This window comes from Vibrio paucivorans (assembly GCF_054053395.1).
Genome location: NZ_CM133230.1, coordinates 2,451,062 through 2,468,474, shown reverse-complemented (window position 1 = coordinate 2,468,474; position 17,413 = coordinate 2,451,062). Strand labels below are relative to the sequence as shown.

The following is a 17,413-nucleotide window of genomic DNA, read 5'->3' as shown; positions in this document are numbered from 1 at the left end:
AGAGCATTTGCTCTCCTTTTTTATGTCTGTCTATTTCTTCAGGCTCAAAGTGCCAGACTTACGTGGTTTATTTGATTGGCGTGTAGAGTTTTCGTTGTTGTCTGGTTTGTAATACGTTTTTCCCTTGCCGCTGCTATTACCTTTGTTATTATTCGTTCGGCTATTATCTGGTTTGCCACGTCCTTTCTTCGAGTTAGGCGCATGTCTAAATTCGTCAGCGTTACGGCCATGAAAGGTTTTCTGCTTTTGATTGCGTCGCGCTTTGGATGGTTGATTTTCTTCTCGGCTATCAAACAGTTTGGCATCCGTGGCTTTACGGATTTTTTTACCTTTGCCGTCGACTTTCGACGCGTCCTCAGTGCAGCTAGAATCCTCACACATAGATAAGATCTCTGATACCTCATCATCCGATAAGTAACGCCACTTTCCATTTGGAATACCGTCTAGAGAAATGTTCATGATACGTACGCGGCGAAGTTTAAATACTTCATAGCCCAACGCTTCACACATACGACGGATCTGTCTATTTAAACCTTGGGTCAGAACGATTCGAAATGAGAACTTGGTTTCCTTTGTGACTTTACATGGCAGCGTTGTGGTATCGAGAATATCGACGCCGGATGCCATGTGGGTAAGAAACTCTTGGGTAATAGGTTTATCAACGCGAACCACATATTCTTTCTCGTGGTTGTTACCCGCACGAAGGATCTTATTAACAATATCACCGTCGTTGGTCAGGAAAATAAGCCCGTCTGAAGGTTTATCTAAGCGGCCTATTGGGAAAATGCGTTTGTGGTGGCCAATAAAATCGACAATGTTGCCAGGAACGTCACGTTCAGTCGTACACGTAATACCGGTTGGCTTGTTCAATGCGATATAGATAGGGCGCTCTTTTGACTTTAGTGGCTTGTCATCGACACGAACGTCGTCACCCGATACGACTTTAGTCCCCATTTCTGGAATTTTACCATTGATAGTGACACGGCCCTGCTCTATGAGGCGGTCGGCTTCACGACGAGAACAAAATCCCGTTTCACTGATAAATTTGTTTAGGCGTTTAGCGTTGTCGGTTGTCATCTTGACCTCTTTACGTTTCTCAACGGCTTAGTTTGGTGGAGTAATAAGTAAGCGGGCGATTCTAGCATCGTATGAAACGTTAGCCCATGCGTTTTTGATGGCGCTCACGATTTTCCAGCTTTTTGTCTGCACTCTTTCGTAGTAATACGTAAACCGCGCCCGTACCACCATGGAATCTCTGTGCACTATGCACACATTGCACGTCTTTGATTTGGTTTAGCCAACTGGCTACATAACTTTTCATTAGGGCTGGTGGATTGGACTTTTCACCACGACCGTGAACGATCAATACGGTACGAATATCAAGTTGAATGCACTGCTTAAGAAAGCCAACAACGTCATCACGAGCTTCTTTAAGAGTGCGTCTGTGTAGGTCCAGTTTGGCTTGAATCGGGTATTTACCCAAACGTAATTTGCGATATACCCCTTCCTGAACCCCATCTTTTTTGAATTCGATGATGTCTTCTGGTTTGAGCATCTCAGCGTGGTCGACAGACAAATACTCAGGATCTTGTTCCGATAGCCATGTAGCGGCTTGCCGCTTTGCTAATTGAGAGTCTGATACTGTGTGAGTCTTTTTCAGTTCAGCAGTATCTTGTTTGATGGGTTTGACATCCCCCATCATTTGCTTGAAGAGGTCAAGCTCGTCTTTATTCGACATGGGAACAGCTCATATCACGAAATTCGGAATGCTAACTATTATATCAGCAACGAATATCACTAGCACCTCGTGCGTGCGGCCGTGTTACGTATCTGAGGAAGAAAAATAAAAAACCGAAGTAGACAGATAATCTACTTCGGTGCATAGCGTTACTCTATTGTTTAATAGTAGCTAAGCGATCTAGTGAGGAGATTTGTCGTTCTTAACTTTATAGAGGATGAAGCCGCCATAAAACAGCATCAGACCTAAAGCGCCAAAGATTACTATCATCGAAGATAGCCCCACTGCATTACCAAATAGGAGATCAAGCCAAAAGTCCATGTTTCCTCCAAAAGTATCGAAGACAGGTTTTAATTTATAAGTCAGTTAAATGCTTGGTACTGATCTGGATCAATTGTTTCTTATGGGTTGTGAACTTGTTTCTGTTGATGTGTTTTTAATCACATTTTGGTTTTGATTGAGTAGCATTTAATCGAACAGTACTGTTTTGTAAAAAACTCGCTAAAATGGCTTGCGTTCGGGGCAGGAATCCGTAATATACGCATCCGTTGACAGGCAAAGCTTGTGACAACAATCTCGGTGAATAGCGCAGCTTGGTAGCGCATCTGGTTTGGGACCAGAGGGTCGGGGGTTCGAATCCCTCTTCACCGACCACTTTAAGAAAGCCTGCTTTTTAAGCAGGCTTTCGTCGTTTAGGAGCATAAAAATAGGGCTAGAACCATAGTGGGGTTCGCCTGAAGTTCAAAGGGTATCTCTTTGAGCCTAGACCTTAGACTAGGTTATTTCACATCGCATCGGATAGATTGAATGGGGGTTTCTGCTGTGGTGAAACAAAGGTAAGCCGTTGCTGGGTTATTTGGGCCTACGCGAATGTACCCGGCTTTTACCGCATCGTCGTCGAACTTAATTGAGTGAGAGGCACCTTCTTCACCATCAAAGTAAGTTGCGGTGAACTCATGTCCCATGTCTCGTGCGATACGGTTGCGAGTCACTTGGGTATAAAAAGTGACAGAGGCACAACGCATCGGTGGTTTCGTCGTTGTGAGAAATTGACCGCTTTCTTTATCGTAGACACCACCTGTAATGCTAGGTTGAATATCGACAGGCTGAAAAGTATCGACAGTACACCGCTCACTGGCAAAAACAGTGGTCGGTAGGATTGTTAATAATGAAAGGATAGCAATGGAATTGCGCATGCAAACAACCTATTTGATTTGATACAGAGCGTTATAAATGTTGCTCAAAATAGTAATCTTTGTAGCAAGCTACATGTCAGAGAGGTGTTATAGCTAGTTATTATTATTTAATACTTAAAATTGCAGCTGGCCTCACTACTGGTAGACTGCTGAGAAACGGAAAATCCATTTTGCTTGAGTAAGTCTAGAACGTTGTCTTCACCGACTAGGTGGAGTGCACCTACAACCATCAAATATTGCCCTTGCTGTTTTTTGCTCCACGGTGGATTAGCAAGCTTTTGCGCCCAGTCTGCATTTCGGTCGTGAATAAACGCTTTTTCGAGCTCCGGTGACATTGCAGCAAGTTGTGCGAACTTCTCCAATTTACTTTTGTCTCCGGCCTGCCAGCTTTCTATTAAGCAGGGTAGTACGCCTTCAACATGATCAAACTCTTCGATAGCGCTGACTAGGAATTCTTTGCCTGACTCTGGTTGCCCGGTAAACAGGTCGACCTGAAACTGCAATGACTCCAAACTTAATATTGGGATTTCTTTGATTGTTGCTTTATACATGAGGTGAGCGTCGACACCTAAAGCGGCTTGGTAGCCCAAATATTCCGTTTGCTTCATCTGAATCGTTAGCGCCGTAGCCCAAGGAGGTGAGCTGAGTAGTTGCTTATCATTCAATTCCAGAAATTTGGCAATGCCCTTTAGATCAGACTTTTGCCGGGATGAAAGCACATCCTGAGATAGGTACTGCATTTCAGGGTATGTAATTCCCTGAGTCTTTCTTATGTCGGTTTCAATAATCAACCCGTCGGAAGAGTTTAGTCTATCCATTATAGGCTTCGGGAGTGGATACATGCTTTCATCACCGATATGAACTGAGCCCATGATGGTATATGTCAATTCGCCTTTCTTAGCTTGCCAGTACAGTGGTTCAGCCACAGATAGTGTGGAAAACAAGAGTGGTAACAATAGGCTTAAGGATCTGAGCATGTGGATTGAGACCTGTGAGTAAAAATTGTCAAAGCAAAACTTTTTAACGTAAGTTGACGAGAAATATTTGTGGAAAAAATCACATTTCTTATTTGGAGCTAAGATCAAAGTGTATCCCAGTCAGAGGCATTTTGTGATGCTTGGCTAAATTTTTTACTGTTTTCTAGAAATAAGTGTGATTTCCTTCTCAGTAAACTCGTTAATAATACTGTGTCGATTTTGACGTTGTGATTAACGTTCTGTTTTTTAAGATAAAAAAATAATGCCTTATTTCAAAGTTTGACTCCGATCACTTCCAATGATGATTAATTTTACGACCTAAAATAACTCGAGCTATGTTGAATGCATCGCAATTTTGCTAGCTGTTTTGGCTCGCACCATTTCACTTTTAGGGTAAGTAAGATGTTTAAACAAAGTCTTCTAGCAGCCTCTGTTGTTGCTACTTTAGCTGGGTGTTCTTCTTTTACGTCAACTGAGCAATCTACGGTTAACACGCTCGCTGACAACCTTGATATTCAATATGAAGTACTAACCAACCACGGCGCAAATGAAGGTCTTGCATGTCAAGACATGGGCGCTGAGTGGGCGTCTTGTAACAAAGTAAACATGACGCTAGTTAACCAAGGTGAAGCGGTTGACTCTAAAGATTGGGCTATTTACTTCCACAGTATTCGTCTGATTCTGGATGTTGAAAACGAACAGTTCAAAATCTCTCGCGTTACGGGTGACCTACACAAACTAGAACCAACCGATAAGTTTGATGGCTTTGCTGCAGGTGAAGAAGTGGTTCTTCCTCTTGTTGCTGAATACTGGCAGCTATTTGAAACTGACTTCATGCCAGGCGCGTTTGTTGCTGCACCAAATGCAGAGCCTAAGATGATTGCTTCTCTTAACACAGAAGACGTTGCATCTTTCGTGACTGGCCTTGAGGGTAACAACCTAAAACGTACGCCAGACGACAACAATGTATTTGCAAACGCTGTGTCTCGTTTCGAGAAGAACGAAGACCTAGCAAAACAAGACGTATCAACAACGTTACTACCAACGCCAATGTCTGTTGAAGCAGGCGAAGGTACAGTAGATATCACGGCGGGTATTGCGCTGCCTAAAGACGCATTCGATGCGACTCAATACGCAGCAATTCAAGATCGTGCAGAAGTGGTAGGTGTGGATGTCCGTGGTGATCTTCCTGTAAGTATCACTGTTGTTCCTGCAGACTTCACCGGTGAATTAGCAAAATCTGGTGCTTACGAAATGAGCATCAAAGGCGACGGTATTGCGATTAAAGCGTTTGACCAAGCAGGCGCTTTCTACGCAGTACAATCTATCTTTGGCCTGGTAGACAGCCAAAATGCTGATTCTCTACCACAACTGTCTATTAAAGATGCGCCGCGTTTTGATTACCGTGGTGTAATGGTGGACGTAGCTCGTAACTTCCACTCTAAAGACGCAATCCTTGCCACGCTTGACCAAATGGCAGCGTACAAGATGAACAAACTACACCTTCACCTAACGGATGATGAAGGCTGGCGTTTAGAAATCCCGGGTCTGCCTGAGCTGACTGAAGTGGGTGCTAACCGTTGTTTCGATTTGCAAGAGAAAAGCTGTTTACTGCCTCAGCTTGGCTCAGGTGCAACGACAGACAACTTTGGTTCTGGCTTCTTCAGCAAAGCAGACTACGTGGACATCTTGAAGTACGCGAAAGCGCGTAACATCGAAGTGATTCCTGAAATCGATATGCCAGCGCACGCTCGTGCAGCAGTAGTATCAATGGAAGCACGTTACGACCGCCTAATGGAAGAAGGTAAAGAAGCAGAAGCGAACGAGTACCGCCTGATGGATCCTCAAGATACATCGAACGTAACGACGGTTCAGTTTTACAACAAGCAAAGCTTCATCAACCCATGTATGGAATCTTCAACTCGCTTTGTTGATAAAGTGATTTCAGAAGTAGCAGCAATGCACATCGAGGCGGGCACGCCGCTAACAACATGGCACTTTGGTGGTGATGAAGCGAAGAACATCAAGCTAGGGGCTGGTTTACAAGACGTCAACGCGGAAGATAAAGTTGCTTGGAAAGGTACGATCGACCTGTCTAAACAAGACAAGCCATTCGCACTATCTCCACAATGTCAGACGCTAATTGCAGACGGTACGGTAAGTGACTTTGCTCATCTACCAAGCCACTTCGCAGAAGAAGTGTCGAAGATTGTGGCAGAGAAGGGCATTCCAAACTTCCAAGCTTGGCAAGATGGCCTTAAATACAGTGAAGGTGAGAAAGCGTTCGCAACAGAAAACACACGTGTTAACTTCTGGGACGTTCTTTACTGGGGTGGCACATCATCTGTGTACGAATGGTCGAAGAAAGGTTACGACGTGATCGTTTCTAACCCAGACTACGTGTACATGGACATGCCATACGAAGTGGATCCGAAAGAGCGCGGTTACTACTGGGCAACGCGTGCAACAGACACTCGTAAGATGTTTGGGTTTGCACCAGAGAACATGCCTCAGAACGCAGAAACCTCGGTAGACCGCGACGGCAACGGGTTCACTGGCAAAGGTGAAATTGAAGCGAAACCTTTCTACGGTCTATCAGCACAGCTTTGGTCTGAGACAGTACGTAACGATGAGCAATACGAGTACATGGTATTCCCTCGCGTACTAGCAGCGGCAGAGCGTGCGTGGCACCGTGCTGATTGGGAAAACGACTACAAAGTGGGTGTAGAGTATTCTCTAGAGACAAACCTAGTAGACAAAGCAGCGCTAAACCAAGACTACAACCGCTTTGCGAACGTACTTGGTCAACGTGAACTGGCTAAGCTAGAAAAATCAGGTATTGACTACCGCTTACCTGTACCTGGCGCAAAAGTTGAAGATGGTAAGCTAGTCATGAACGTTCAGTTCCCTGGTGTTGAACTTCAATACTCTCTGGATGGTGAGAAGTGGCTGACTTACTCTGCGGACAATCAACCTCAGGTAGAAGGGGAAGTGATGATTCGCTCTGTGTCTGCGACAGGTGAACGCACGAGCCGAGTAACTATTGTTCAGTAACATTTAGCAAAACTATTGGTGAAGCCTCAAGCGATAGCTTGGGGCTTTTTTTATCGGCGTGAATTAAATACTGTGGTCACACTAGTGATCGAGATCGGATTTTTATCAACGAAAATTAAGTTACCTGTCAAAATCGCTAAATTTGGTGTGATCTCACACTGTGATTGGTTAACTGTTAATCCTATTAATAGTGATCTGGCTCACTTTGAATGACTTTAGTCTTTTTTATATGTGTCGATAAGTGATTGTTTTTTATTGTTAAGTGTTCTATTTATGTTTTTGGGTGATGCGTGAGATCACTATATTTGAGGTTTTATTTTTCAGGGCGAATTAATTTTTGCAATATGGCTGCCATGCCAGGGAGGCAACCCCAACTTGCGGTCGGTGGTGAATGATATACCTAATAAGAACCGCGGCTAAATTACATTTTAAAGGCAGTTAATTATGAAAAAAGTTATCGCACTAAGTGCACTTTCTCTTGCATTCGCTTCAAGCGCTTTCGCTGGTTCTTCTTACGTAACGGGTAACCTACAATTCCACTCAGACAGCGATAAAATGCACGGTTCTGATGTAACCTCAACTCTAGAAGCTGGCCACACTTTTGATAACCGCTTTGGTGGCTTCACTGTATACACTGAGTTTGATGGTATCCAACTAGGTGAAATCGCAGTAGTAGACGGCGTATCTAAGCAAGATTCTGTTTACACTACTGTAGGTGGTGAGCAGTCTTTCGCCATTAACGACAACTTCTGGGTTGCTGCTGGTTATCAACACGTGATTTACCAAGGTGAGAGCCTACAATATCGTCCATTAGTTAAGATTGGTTACAACTTTGACAACGGTATCCAACTGAGCAACCGTACTCGTGCTCATATCGACGCAACTGATGCTGATAACAAAACTGATTACCGCATGGATAACCGCATCGGTTACACGCTGAATGAAGATGTAGCGCTTAGCTACAACAACGTATACCTAATCGAAGCTGAATCGATGGACCACGAGCTTCGCGCTACATGGACTCGTAAAGGCGTTCAACCATACTTCGAGTACCGTAACCAAGGCGACAACACGAACAACGCATTCGTATTCGGTGCTTCTTACGGCTTCTAATCGAAACAATTCAGATTTTAAAAAGTCCTTAAAGTCCTAAAGTAAAGAGCCTGGTTAATACCAGGCTCTTTTTTATTTATTGGTTACCTTCGTAACGGCGATATTCAAACACTTGTCCTTTGTCGTTAAATGCGTAAACAGAATAAGCGTCTTTCTCATTGCCATATTCCATCCCCGGAGAACCCATTGGCATCCCCGGGACGGCAAGCCCAACTGCGTTTTTCGGCGGGTTTTCAAGAAATGCTTTGATATCGTCTGCAGGGATGTGGCCTTCAAATACGTACCCGTTGATTTCGGCAGTGTGGCAGGAAGCAAGCTCTGGCGTGATACCTAGCTTTTGTTTAATTGGGTTCATATTTTCATGCAGCTTTTCTTCAACCGAGAAGCCTGCGTCTTTCATATGTTTAGTCCATTCTCCACAGCAACCACAATATGGTGACTTATGGTTAATAATGTCTGCAGCTAATGCATTGGCGGAGGCAGTGGCGGCAAGAACGATAGTCATTAATTTCAATTTCATGATTACCTCTGAGTGTTAGTATTTGGTTTGGAACAGGCGTAAGCGATTAGCATTGCTTACAACAGTAATAGAAGATAAAGCCATGGCAGCACCTGCAAACACAGGGCTTAATAGAAAACCAAATGCTGGATATAAAACACCAGCAGCGATTGGTATACCAAGAGAGTTATATACAAAGGCGCCAAACAAGTTTTGTTTCATGTTTTTGACTGTCGCGCTTGATAGCTCAATTGTTCGAATTACGGATAAAGGCGATGAGTTCAGTAAGGTAACTTGTGCGCTTTCTATCGCCACATCGCTACCTGCACCCATAGCAACACCTAGATCAGCTTGAGCCAGAGCTGGCGCGTCATTAATCCCATCTCCCACCATGGCAACATGTTTGCCTTGCGCTTGTAGATTCTGAATCTGATCCGCTTTTTGATTAGGCAGCACTTGAGCAATAACGCTGTTGATGCCTAATTGGAGACCAATAGCTTGGGCGACGGCTTGATTATCGCCAGTTAACATGACGGTATCGATGTTTAACGCTTTCAAACTTTTGATAGCTCGCTTCGCTTCGGGTTTTATCGGATCCGAGACCGCAACGAGTACTTGAACTTTATTGTTGAGTGCGACCACAATTGGCGTCCAAGCATTGTCTATACATTCTTGAATTTCAGCTTCAAATAAAGTGAGAGATATTCCTAGCGACTCCATATGCTGCAAGGAACCAACGACCATCGAATCTTGCCCAAAAGAAGCTTCGACGCCACGACCTTGAAGATTGTTGAAGCTGTTAGGCTCTTTAGCGATAAAGCCCATTTGATCGATATGTTCGCAGACCGCTTTGGCCAATGGATGTTCAGATAAGCGTTCAGTGCCATACAGCATTTCGAGTATGGAATCTTGCTGATCAGTTATATTAAACAATTTTTGGACGCTAGGCTTACCTTGGGTCAGAGTTCCTGTTTTATCAAATACAACGGTGTTGATCTTACTGGCAGATTGCAGAGCGTCAGCATCGCGGATCAAAATGCCTAATTCGGCCGCTTTACCTACTCCGACGGTGACGGATAAAGGCGTTGCAAGCCCAAGAGCACATGGGCAAGCAATGATAAGTACAGTAGTAGAAACGACGAGCATGTGGCTCAGAGCTGGTTGCGGTCCAACGAAGTACCAAACTGCGGCTGCTACCAATGCGATAACAACGACAATAGGGACAAATACTGCCGATATTTGGTCGGCGAGTTTCGCTATTGCCGGTTTACTGCTTTGTGCTTGGCGAACCAACTGAATAATGCGTGAGAGCATCGTCTCACTGCCCACTCCTTCAGCGGTGATCACTAAGCTGCCGTCTTGGTTTAGTGTCCCAGCTGCAACGTTATCGCCATGGTCTTTATGGGTCGGGATTGGCTCACCAGTTAGCATTGATTCGTCGATGTAGGAAGAACCTGACAAAACTACGCCATCAACCGGCACTTTATCTCCTGGTCTAATGCGTAACGTCATGCCCGTTTTAATATCTTCAACGGCAATGGTCTGCTCAATGCCGTTAGCAATCAATAGGGCCGTTTGAGGCTGTAAATTGATTAGTGCTTGAATCGAGTGTGTTGTTTTGGCTTTCGCTTTAGCTTCTATGTAATGGCCAAGGGAGATAAGCCCGATGATCATTGCGCTAGCCTCAAAGTAAACATGGCGTGCAGATTCTGGGAACCATCCAGGCCAAAGCACGATAAGCATTGAGTAGAGCCAGGCGGCACCTGTGCCCATTGCAACTAAGGAGTCCATCGTTGCTCGTCTATGAATCAGTGCTTGCCACGCATTGTGAAAGAAGTGTTTACCCGCGGTACAAAGTAGTAGTAAACAGAGTAATCCGATACCTCCCCAAGCGAGCTGATCTTGGGTGTTTCGGATCATCATACTCCCGCCGAAAACGCCCCAAGCCATAAGAGGGCCGCCGACTATGAGCCCTAGCCATGCATTACGTTTATGCAGTGACCGGTTGCTGGCCAATTGCTGCGCTTGTTTCTCTTGTGCAGCCTTTGGACTTTCAACAAGCTCCCCTAGATAGCCGGCTGTCTTGATGGCATCCAGTAGCTGCTGCTTCTTCGACTCAACGAGTTCGTTATCGCTCAATACCAAAGCACTGGATTCTGACAGGTTGACTTGAGCTTTCACGACACCTTCTACGGACATTAATGCTTTTTCTACCGATGCTACACAGCTCGCACATGTCATCCCATTTATCTGTAAGTGTGTGCTTACTGTTTGATGACTAGCTGATGTTGGAGTAGGGGTATCTACACTTGGTGCTGCTGATTCTTGAGTTGCTGTTTGTTGTTGTTGAGTGTTGAGTTCGCCTTCAAAACCGATTTGTTCAATCAGTTTTTGGACTAGATGGCTGTCGATGTGAGTGTCAATGATAAGGGATGTGGTTGATATATCTAAAATAACCAAATCATCCGAGTCCGCTAAGTGTTTATTTAGCTTTTCGACGCATTTATTGCAATTCAATCCACTGAGTAAAAATTCTTGTTTGTTGCCGACTTTGTAGCCCTGTTTCACGATTGTTGCGTGAATAGCTTTATAGATTGATGGTGTGATCAACTCAATATGAGTGGGAGATAGCTTTTCAATGCTTACATCATGTTCTTCTTGCAAAGCGCGCTTTATTTTATTTGCACACCCCATGCAGTTAAGGTCATATAAAGGCAACGAGAAAGTATTCATGCTATTCACCAATTGAGACGATTTATCAGCAGCATAAACCTTACCTTAGGGGGAAGGTCAATAGGAGGAGTTTGACTAAGTAAAAACGTCAAAATCATCTCTATTTACCCAACTTAGCTGCTTTTAGTTTGCGAGCTATTTCAAATATTTATTTAGGCTTTTATAAAGTTCCGTAAAACAATAAAAAAGCATAGTGATCTTGTTGGCAATAAATGGCCGATATTTGGTGTTTTTTTTGCTTTGTACCCATTTTGACGTTTATTTAATTGATCTGTTTGTATTTAAGTTATTGAATTTTTAGTGTTTATTTTTATTTTCTTTTGTTTAGTTTGAAGTTGCTCAGATTACATTTGAGCTGATTTCTTGCCGCAAAAAAAGTTTGCCAAGATTATCCCGTCCATAAATAGTCCGCCATTAACAAATGCCAATTTGTTATGGGACAAGGAAAAACTAATAAATATATAGGGGTTAATCTATGTCTTACTTTAAAAAGACACTTCTGGGTGCAGCAGTATCAAGCTTAATGCTAAGTGGCGCAGCTTTTGCTGACGGCGCTAACAGTGATGCAGCTAAGAATTACTTAACTAAAGACTCTTTTGCATATGAAGTGTACGGAATCATCGCAATGCAGGCCGCGTATCGTGATTATGATTCTGGTAGTTCAGCTACCGATGATGATCTCGGTGGCGGTCAGTTGAACAATGAATCGCGTATTGGCTTCCGAGGTAAAAAGCAATTTGCAAACTTCAGCCCAACATTCATTTGGCAAATTGAAGGTGGCTATGTAGATCCAAGCTTTGGTGGTGAAGGCGCAGGGCTTGGTGAGCGTGACACATTTGTTGGTTTCGAAAGTGAGTCAATGGGTCAAATCCGCTTAGGTCGTGTATTAACACCTATGTATGAGTTGGTTGACTGGCCAGCGTCTAACCCAGGTTTGGGTGACGTATACGACTGGGGCGGCGCAATCGGTGGTGCTAAGTATCAAGACCGTCAATCAAACACCATCCGTTGGGATACCCCTATGTACATGGATGCATTGTCATTTGACGTGGCAGTAGGTGCCGGTGATAGCGCAGGGCTAGGTGCAGGTGATGATTACTGGGCCGGTATTGCAGGCCATTACAAAATGGGCCCTATTCAGTTCGACTTAGCGTATGAAGGAAACCGCAATGTTGTAAGCGAATCTGTTACTGATGCTGATGGTAATGTCACAACGGAACACGTTTGGGATAACGACACGTATCTTGTTGGCCTTCAAGGTTGGTTCGACAATGGCATTTCATTCTACGCACAATACAAAATGATGGAAGCATCGGCCAGTAACGGCGTTAAAGAAAAGCAAAATGCAATGTCTTCTGCAATTATGTATACGACGGGTGACTGGCAGTACAAACTGGGCTATGCAGCTAACTTTGAGTTAGAGCGTGATGGTAAAACTATCGAGAATACTGATGACAACGTATTGTCAGCGCAAGTCATGTACTTCGTAGACCCATCAGCTGTACTGTATGTTCGTGCTCGTACACTAGACTTCGGTGACGGCGCTGAATCAATAGATGGTTCTGGCGAACTACGTTGGAAGTCAGCAGATTATGATGAGTTTTCTGTAGGTGTTGAATACTACTTCTAATTAATCACTGACATGTTACAGATATGAACTTTGTACAGTAATGTGAATAATAAAAAGGGTATGTGGATACATACCCTTTGCTCGTTCAAAAATGGAAAAAATATGCGTTTTAAAAAATCATTATTAGTTGCTGCTACACCTATTTTGTTTTCTTCGCTCGCTTTTGCCGATGGCGCTCTGAATTTACAAACGGAAATTACCCCTAGAGTGCTCAATGGAGCTATGGTTTCTGAGCAGCACTATCAGGATAAAAACACGATCGCTTTGAATACTGGTAGCAACCAACTTGCGGTAACAATTGGTCAAATCGTATTTGAAGACGGTAAACGTCGAAAATTTGATTCTCAGCCACTGCTTCTTCAATTTGATGTGAAAGATCAACAAACGTTGTCAATCAGCTACGAGAAGTTCCGCACTATTGAAGACGCAAACAAATTTGCAAAGAACCCAGATCTTACGCTTGAAACGGAAGAGGGTAAGCCAGTTAAATACGAACTTGTACAGCTAAATAAGGGCGGGTTACAAGGGTTTCGCGATTACGAGCGTGAAGTTGCTGACTACAATGCAAAAATGGGCAACAGTGCAGTAGCCACACCAGCGGTTGCTACAGCATCTGAAAACCAGTCTACACATAAACCTGCACCAGGGCTTACTGGATTGCAACAAGAGTTCGGCAATTTAACCGCAGAACAGCAGCAGCAATTTATGCAATGGGCTATGCGCAATTTAAAGTAATATCAGGATTGTAGAATTACGCATCGGTGCTAAAATAACGCGCAATTTTGGCGCCATCCTTAGCTTAAGGAGTGGTGCAGTCATATAGACAATCAAGGTATTTTACATGACGGTTAAAACTCGTTTTGCTCCTAGCCCTACTGGCTACCTTCACGTTGGTGGTGCACGTACTGCACTTTATTCTTGGCTATTCGCTAAAAACCAGGGCGGTGAATTCGTTCTGCGTATCGAAGATACTGATTTAGAACGTAACTCTCAGGAAGCGGTTGATGCGATCCTTGAAGGTATGCAGTGGATGGGCCTTGAGTGGAATGAAGGTCCTTACTTTCAGTCTAAGCGTTTCGATCGCTACAACGAGATGGTAGATAAGCTGCTAGCAGAAGACAAAGCATACAAATGTTATGCGTCTAAAGAGCTATTAGACGAAATCCGTGCTGAGCAAGAAGCAGCAAAAGAGATGCCTCGTTACGATGCTGAGCACCCGAAAATTGTTGCTGCTAATGCAGAGGCAAAAGAAGGCGATGCGTTTGTTATCCGTTTCCGTAACCCGAAAGAAGGCAGTGTCGTATTTGATGACCAGATCCGTGGCCGTATAGAAATCGCAAACAGCCAGCTGGATGACTTGATCATTCGTCGTACTGATGGTGCACCAACGTATAACTTTGTTGTCGTCGTTGATGATTGGGATATGGGCATCACACACGTTGTTCGTGGTGAAGACCACATCAACAACACGCCACGTCAAATTAATATCTATGAAGCACTAGGTGCTCCAGTACCGACCTTTGCACACTGTGCAATGATCCTCGGTGATGACGGTGCTAAGCTATCAAAGCGTCATGGTGCTGTATCAGTTATGCAATACCGCGATGAAGGCTACTTACCAAATGCACTAAACAACTACTTAGTGCGACTTGGTTGGTCTCACGGTGACCAAGAAATCTTCTCTCAAGAAGAGATGATCAACTTGTTTACTTTGGATGCTATTTCTAAGTCAGCGTCAGCATTCAACACTGAAAAGCTACTTTGGTTGAACAACCATTACATCAAGACTTCGGCTCCTGAGTACGTGGCTGAGCATCTACAATGGCATCTAGACAACCAGAAGCTAGATACTGCAAATGGCCCAGCAATCACTGAAGTGATCAAGCTTGTTGGTGAGCGCTGTAACACACTAGTAGAACTTGCTGAGCAGATTCGTTACTTCTACGAAGATTTCTCAGAGTTTGAAGCTGGTGCGGCTAAAAAACACCTACGTGGTGTTGCTAAAGGCCCACTAGAGCTTGCACTTGCAAAAGCTGAAGCACTAGAAGAGTGGACAACAGCAAACATCAAAGAAAGTGTTATTGCTACCGTTTGTGAAGAGCTAGAAATTGGTATGGGTAAAATCGGTATGCCGCTACGCGTTGCAGTAACAGGAGGTGGTCAATCTCCATCTGTTGATGCAGTAATGGAACTCGTAGGTAAAGAGCGCTGTGTTGCTCGTATTAAGATGGCTATCGCATTTATTGAAGAACGCGAAGCGAACGCTTAATTCAGCTTCCCTTATCTAAAAAACGCAGCCATTCTGGCTGCGTTTTTTATGTCTGCCCACATGGGAAACGTGGCCCCTAAAGAGACTATTTTAGGTCGATGCTGTTGAGACGTCCCATAAACTCGAGGATCTCAAGGTTCTCTTTATTTGCTTCAAGCAGCGCTTTCTTCGTTTTGGAATAGGCTCCTAGCCTGCCATGCTTGTTAATGGAACATACAACGCTGCGATAAATTAATTTACCGTTGTCATCGTAGTTTCTCCATGCGGCGATATAGCACTCGTCTTTGCCATCTGGGTTATCGATGGTGGGGCGAGGCTTAAAGATGATCTTTGGTTCTAAAGAGTGAGGCAAGCGAGTCATCAAATAAGGGTCTTTAAGTAGCCGCCTCCAAAATTTCCCCCACATTTGGCTACCTAACTCGTTTCTTAGTTTAATCGCCTTCTTTAGCCCTTTCTTTTCACCTAAACGAATGTAACCGACAGAGCGATGAAGGACCGTATCATCTGGAGTATGAATATGGATCTTAAATGCCGTTTTGGCTTTTGAAATAAAGCGGTGCCCTGTGTTAGTCGTCAGATTACTCTTTTTCATCTTATAGCTATCGATAATATTGTTAATAGACATTTTAGTAGATTTAGCATGAAACGAGAAGTAGCAGTCTATCGACTAACCCAGCGGTCAAAATCAGAGAAAAGTTAACTTGCGGTACGGCAGAGGTGAATGGAAGCCAGTGTTTGGGTGACTTTGGAACAAGGATCTAAGAAACAAAAAATGGACCCGATTGGGTCCATATTAAAAAGTGGCGCTCCCGATAGGATTCGAACCTATGACCTGCCCCTTAGGAGGGGGCTGCGCTATCCAGCTGTGCCACGGGAGCTTAGAGAACCATAATTTTACTCAATAAATTGAATATGTTAAGCAGTTCTTAGTCACGCTAAAGCTGTTTGTGCATTACATCGCCAATTTGAATAGCGCCTGCTAGGTTGGCTTGATCGACTTTGAGCTCTGCTTCATTCTCGTATACTCGAATGACGGTTAGGGTAATGTCACTCTGGGTAACCTTATTACGAGGTAGGCCTTTTTGGTCGATAAAAGCGCCTGTGTGCCAAAGCTGTAGTTGGTCACCTTCACGTACTCCATGTAACCGACCAAGATCGATGGTTACTGTTTGGCCGGTTTTAGCCACCACTTCTGGCAGGGTGATCTTACAGGAAATCTCAGACTCTAAGTCCAACATGATATTTCGGCTGACACGCAACATCATGTCTCCGTAGGTAGAGGCCCAGAAACGAGCACTCTTAGTGTCTATCTGGCTGGTTTTAGCAAATGGCCAACGAGCGACTTCGCGGTAATTGGTGTTATACACCTCATGGCCTGTTTTCCCATCAAACACTTTCATTTCGAGGGCAAACTGTCGGTTCACTACGTCGTCTCTCAGTAGCTTCTTATCAATGGTTGCTGTTAGATCGGTGATTACACCGCCAATAATGTATTGCGCTCCAGTGTCTTGAGCGATCATTTTTAGCCGTTCAGGGTAACGTTTACTGATTTCGTAGTCGGTGGTGCCCACTGAGACAAAACTGGCCGACTCTTGATCAATTTGACGATTGATTACATGAGCGAAGTCATCACCAATGTTATAAATTTGACCCATAACGGCCTGTTGAGGTGAGGCAACATCGATATTACCCACTAAGAAGGTCTTCTTGTATTGGCTCACGTGGCAACCACTTGCCGATGGATAAATATCTAGCCTTGCCCTTACGGTCATTACACCATCTTTGCTTCTTTCCGATTCAACTAGGATGTAGCGAACTTCGTGATTAGTGAACTGATACTCTTTTTTGTCTGTTTCCAAAAAGTCTCTTAAGTTACTGATACTGCCAATGTCACCACCAGAAAAACTGACCGCCTTATAGATAGCATCCTCTAGCGCGTGCAGGCGTGCCACTTCTTCTGAGGATACGATAGTGGCAGTTCCTGTCACTTCATACCATTCTGCTTTAGCGAGCGTGCTAAACACTAGGATATAAAGTACTGAAAATATGGAGAGTATATTTTTTTTCATCATCTGCGGCCAATTAGGTATAAATATTGCTTTTCATTTTCTAGCTGATTTAGGCATTGCCTTTCTTCTTAATAGCAGAGTTAGAAAAGCAAGGAATGTTCCACTTTATAGCGTCAAAGCTTTGAACATTCGAAT

14 protein-coding genes and 2 tRNA genes are annotated in these 17,413 nt (G+C 43.9%); 6 read left to right on the top strand and 10 right to left on the bottom strand.

All coding sequences use genetic code 11. From position 1 onward, the window contains the following. Positions 1 to 30: 30 nt before the first annotated feature. The 3 genes from rluF to ACXABW_RS11280 form a co-directional block, all read right to left on the bottom strand. Positions 31 to 1,077, bottom strand: coding sequence for a 23S rRNA pseudouridine(2604) synthase RluF (rluF, locus tag ACXABW_RS11290; protein ID WP_457522747.1), 1,047 nt, complete (start codon positions 1,075 to 1,077; stop codon positions 31 to 33). A 79-nt stretch (positions 1,078 to 1,156) separates the two neighbouring features. Next, on the bottom strand, positions 1,157 to 1,738 hold the full coding sequence (smrA, locus tag ACXABW_RS11285) for a DNA endonuclease SmrA (RefSeq protein WP_457522745.1): 582 nt from the start codon (positions 1,736 to 1,738) through the stop codon (positions 1,157 to 1,159). 180 nt (positions 1,739 to 1,918) lie between these two features. After that, positions 1,919 to 2,059: a DUF3149 domain-containing protein gene (locus tag ACXABW_RS11280; protein WP_252027808.1), complete on the bottom strand. Its 141-nt coding sequence runs from the start codon at positions 2,057 to 2,059 to the stop codon at positions 1,919 to 1,921. Positions 2,060 to 2,315: 256 nt separating this feature from the next. Here ACXABW_RS11280 and ACXABW_RS11275 point away from each other — a divergent pair. Next, a tRNA-Pro gene (locus tag ACXABW_RS11275) sits at positions 2,316 to 2,392 on the top strand. A gap of 125 nt (positions 2,393 to 2,517) precedes the next feature. Here ACXABW_RS11275 and ACXABW_RS11270 read toward each other — a convergent pair. Continuing rightward, the gene (locus ACXABW_RS11270; RefSeq protein ID WP_457522744.1) at positions 2,518 to 2,934 is read right to left on the bottom strand and encodes a hypothetical protein; all 417 of its coding nucleotides are present in this window, start codon (positions 2,932 to 2,934) and stop codon (positions 2,518 to 2,520) included. Positions 2,935 to 3,041: 107 nt separating this feature from the next. Beyond that, a complete protein-coding gene (locus tag ACXABW_RS11265; RefSeq protein WP_457522742.1) occupies positions 3,042 to 3,911 on the bottom strand; it encodes a TraB/GumN family protein in 870 nt (289 codons plus the stop codon). 402 nt (positions 3,912 to 4,313) lie between these two features. On the opposite strand from ACXABW_RS11265, the gene ACXABW_RS11260 reads away from it, so the two are divergent. Further along, positions 4,314 to 6,965, top strand: a complete 2,652-nt coding sequence (locus ACXABW_RS11260) for a beta-N-acetylhexosaminidase (protein ID WP_457522741.1) — start codon at positions 4,314 to 4,316, stop codon at positions 6,963 to 6,965. A 444-nt stretch (positions 6,966 to 7,409) separates the two neighbouring features. Then, positions 7,410 to 8,078 carry an oligogalacturonate-specific porin KdgM family protein gene (locus tag ACXABW_RS11255; protein WP_457522740.1) on the top strand — a complete coding sequence of 223 codons (669 nt, stop codon included), beginning with the start codon at positions 7,410 to 7,412 and terminating at the stop codon, positions 8,076 to 8,078. A 76-nt stretch (positions 8,079 to 8,154) separates the two neighbouring features. On the opposite strand, the gene ACXABW_RS11250 is transcribed toward ACXABW_RS11255, so the two are convergent. Then, the gene (locus ACXABW_RS11250) at positions 8,155 to 8,598 is read right to left on the bottom strand and encodes a DUF411 domain-containing protein (RefSeq protein ID WP_457522739.1); all 444 of its coding nucleotides are present in this window, start codon (positions 8,596 to 8,598) and stop codon (positions 8,155 to 8,157) included. Positions 8,599 to 8,613: 15 nt separating this feature from the next. Next, entirely contained in the window at positions 8,614 to 11,310 is a 2,697-nt protein-coding gene (locus ACXABW_RS11245; protein WP_457522738.1) for a copper-translocating P-type ATPase, read from the bottom strand. Between the two features lie 475 nt (positions 11,311 to 11,785). Here ACXABW_RS11245 and chiP point away from each other — a divergent pair, with 475 nt between their 5' ends. From chiP to gltX, 3 genes are all read left to right on the top strand, one after another. After that, positions 11,786 to 12,940 carry a chitoporin gene (gene chiP, locus ACXABW_RS11240; protein WP_457522736.1) on the top strand — a complete coding sequence of 385 codons (1,155 nt, stop codon included), beginning with the start codon at positions 11,786 to 11,788 and terminating at the stop codon, positions 12,938 to 12,940. Between the two features lie 102 nt (positions 12,941 to 13,042). Beyond that, positions 13,043 to 13,675: a YccT family protein gene (locus ACXABW_RS11235; RefSeq protein WP_457522734.1), complete on the top strand. Its 633-nt coding sequence runs from the start codon at positions 13,043 to 13,045 to the stop codon at positions 13,673 to 13,675. Between the two features lie 106 nt (positions 13,676 to 13,781). After that, positions 13,782 to 15,209: a glutamate--tRNA ligase gene (gene gltX / locus ACXABW_RS11230; RefSeq protein WP_457522732.1), complete on the top strand. Its 1,428-nt coding sequence runs from the start codon at positions 13,782 to 13,784 to the stop codon at positions 15,207 to 15,209. 85 nt (positions 15,210 to 15,294) lie between these two features. Here gltX and ACXABW_RS11225 read toward each other — a convergent pair whose 3' ends face one another. The 3 genes from ACXABW_RS11225 to ACXABW_RS11215 form a co-directional block, all read right to left on the bottom strand. Then, positions 15,295 to 15,801, bottom strand: coding sequence for a Fe3+-citrate ABC transporter substrate-binding protein (locus ACXABW_RS11225; protein WP_457522730.1), 507 nt, complete (start codon positions 15,799 to 15,801; stop codon positions 15,295 to 15,297). Positions 15,802 to 16,010: 209 nt separating this feature from the next. Next, positions 16,011 to 16,087 (bottom strand) — tRNA-Arg (locus ACXABW_RS11220). Between the two features lie 57 nt (positions 16,088 to 16,144). After that, positions 16,145 to 17,278, bottom strand: coding sequence for a flagellar assembly protein FlgT (locus tag ACXABW_RS11215; RefSeq protein WP_457525007.1), 1,134 nt, complete (start codon positions 17,276 to 17,278; stop codon positions 16,145 to 16,147). Between the last annotated feature and the right edge of the window lie 135 nt (positions 17,279 to 17,413).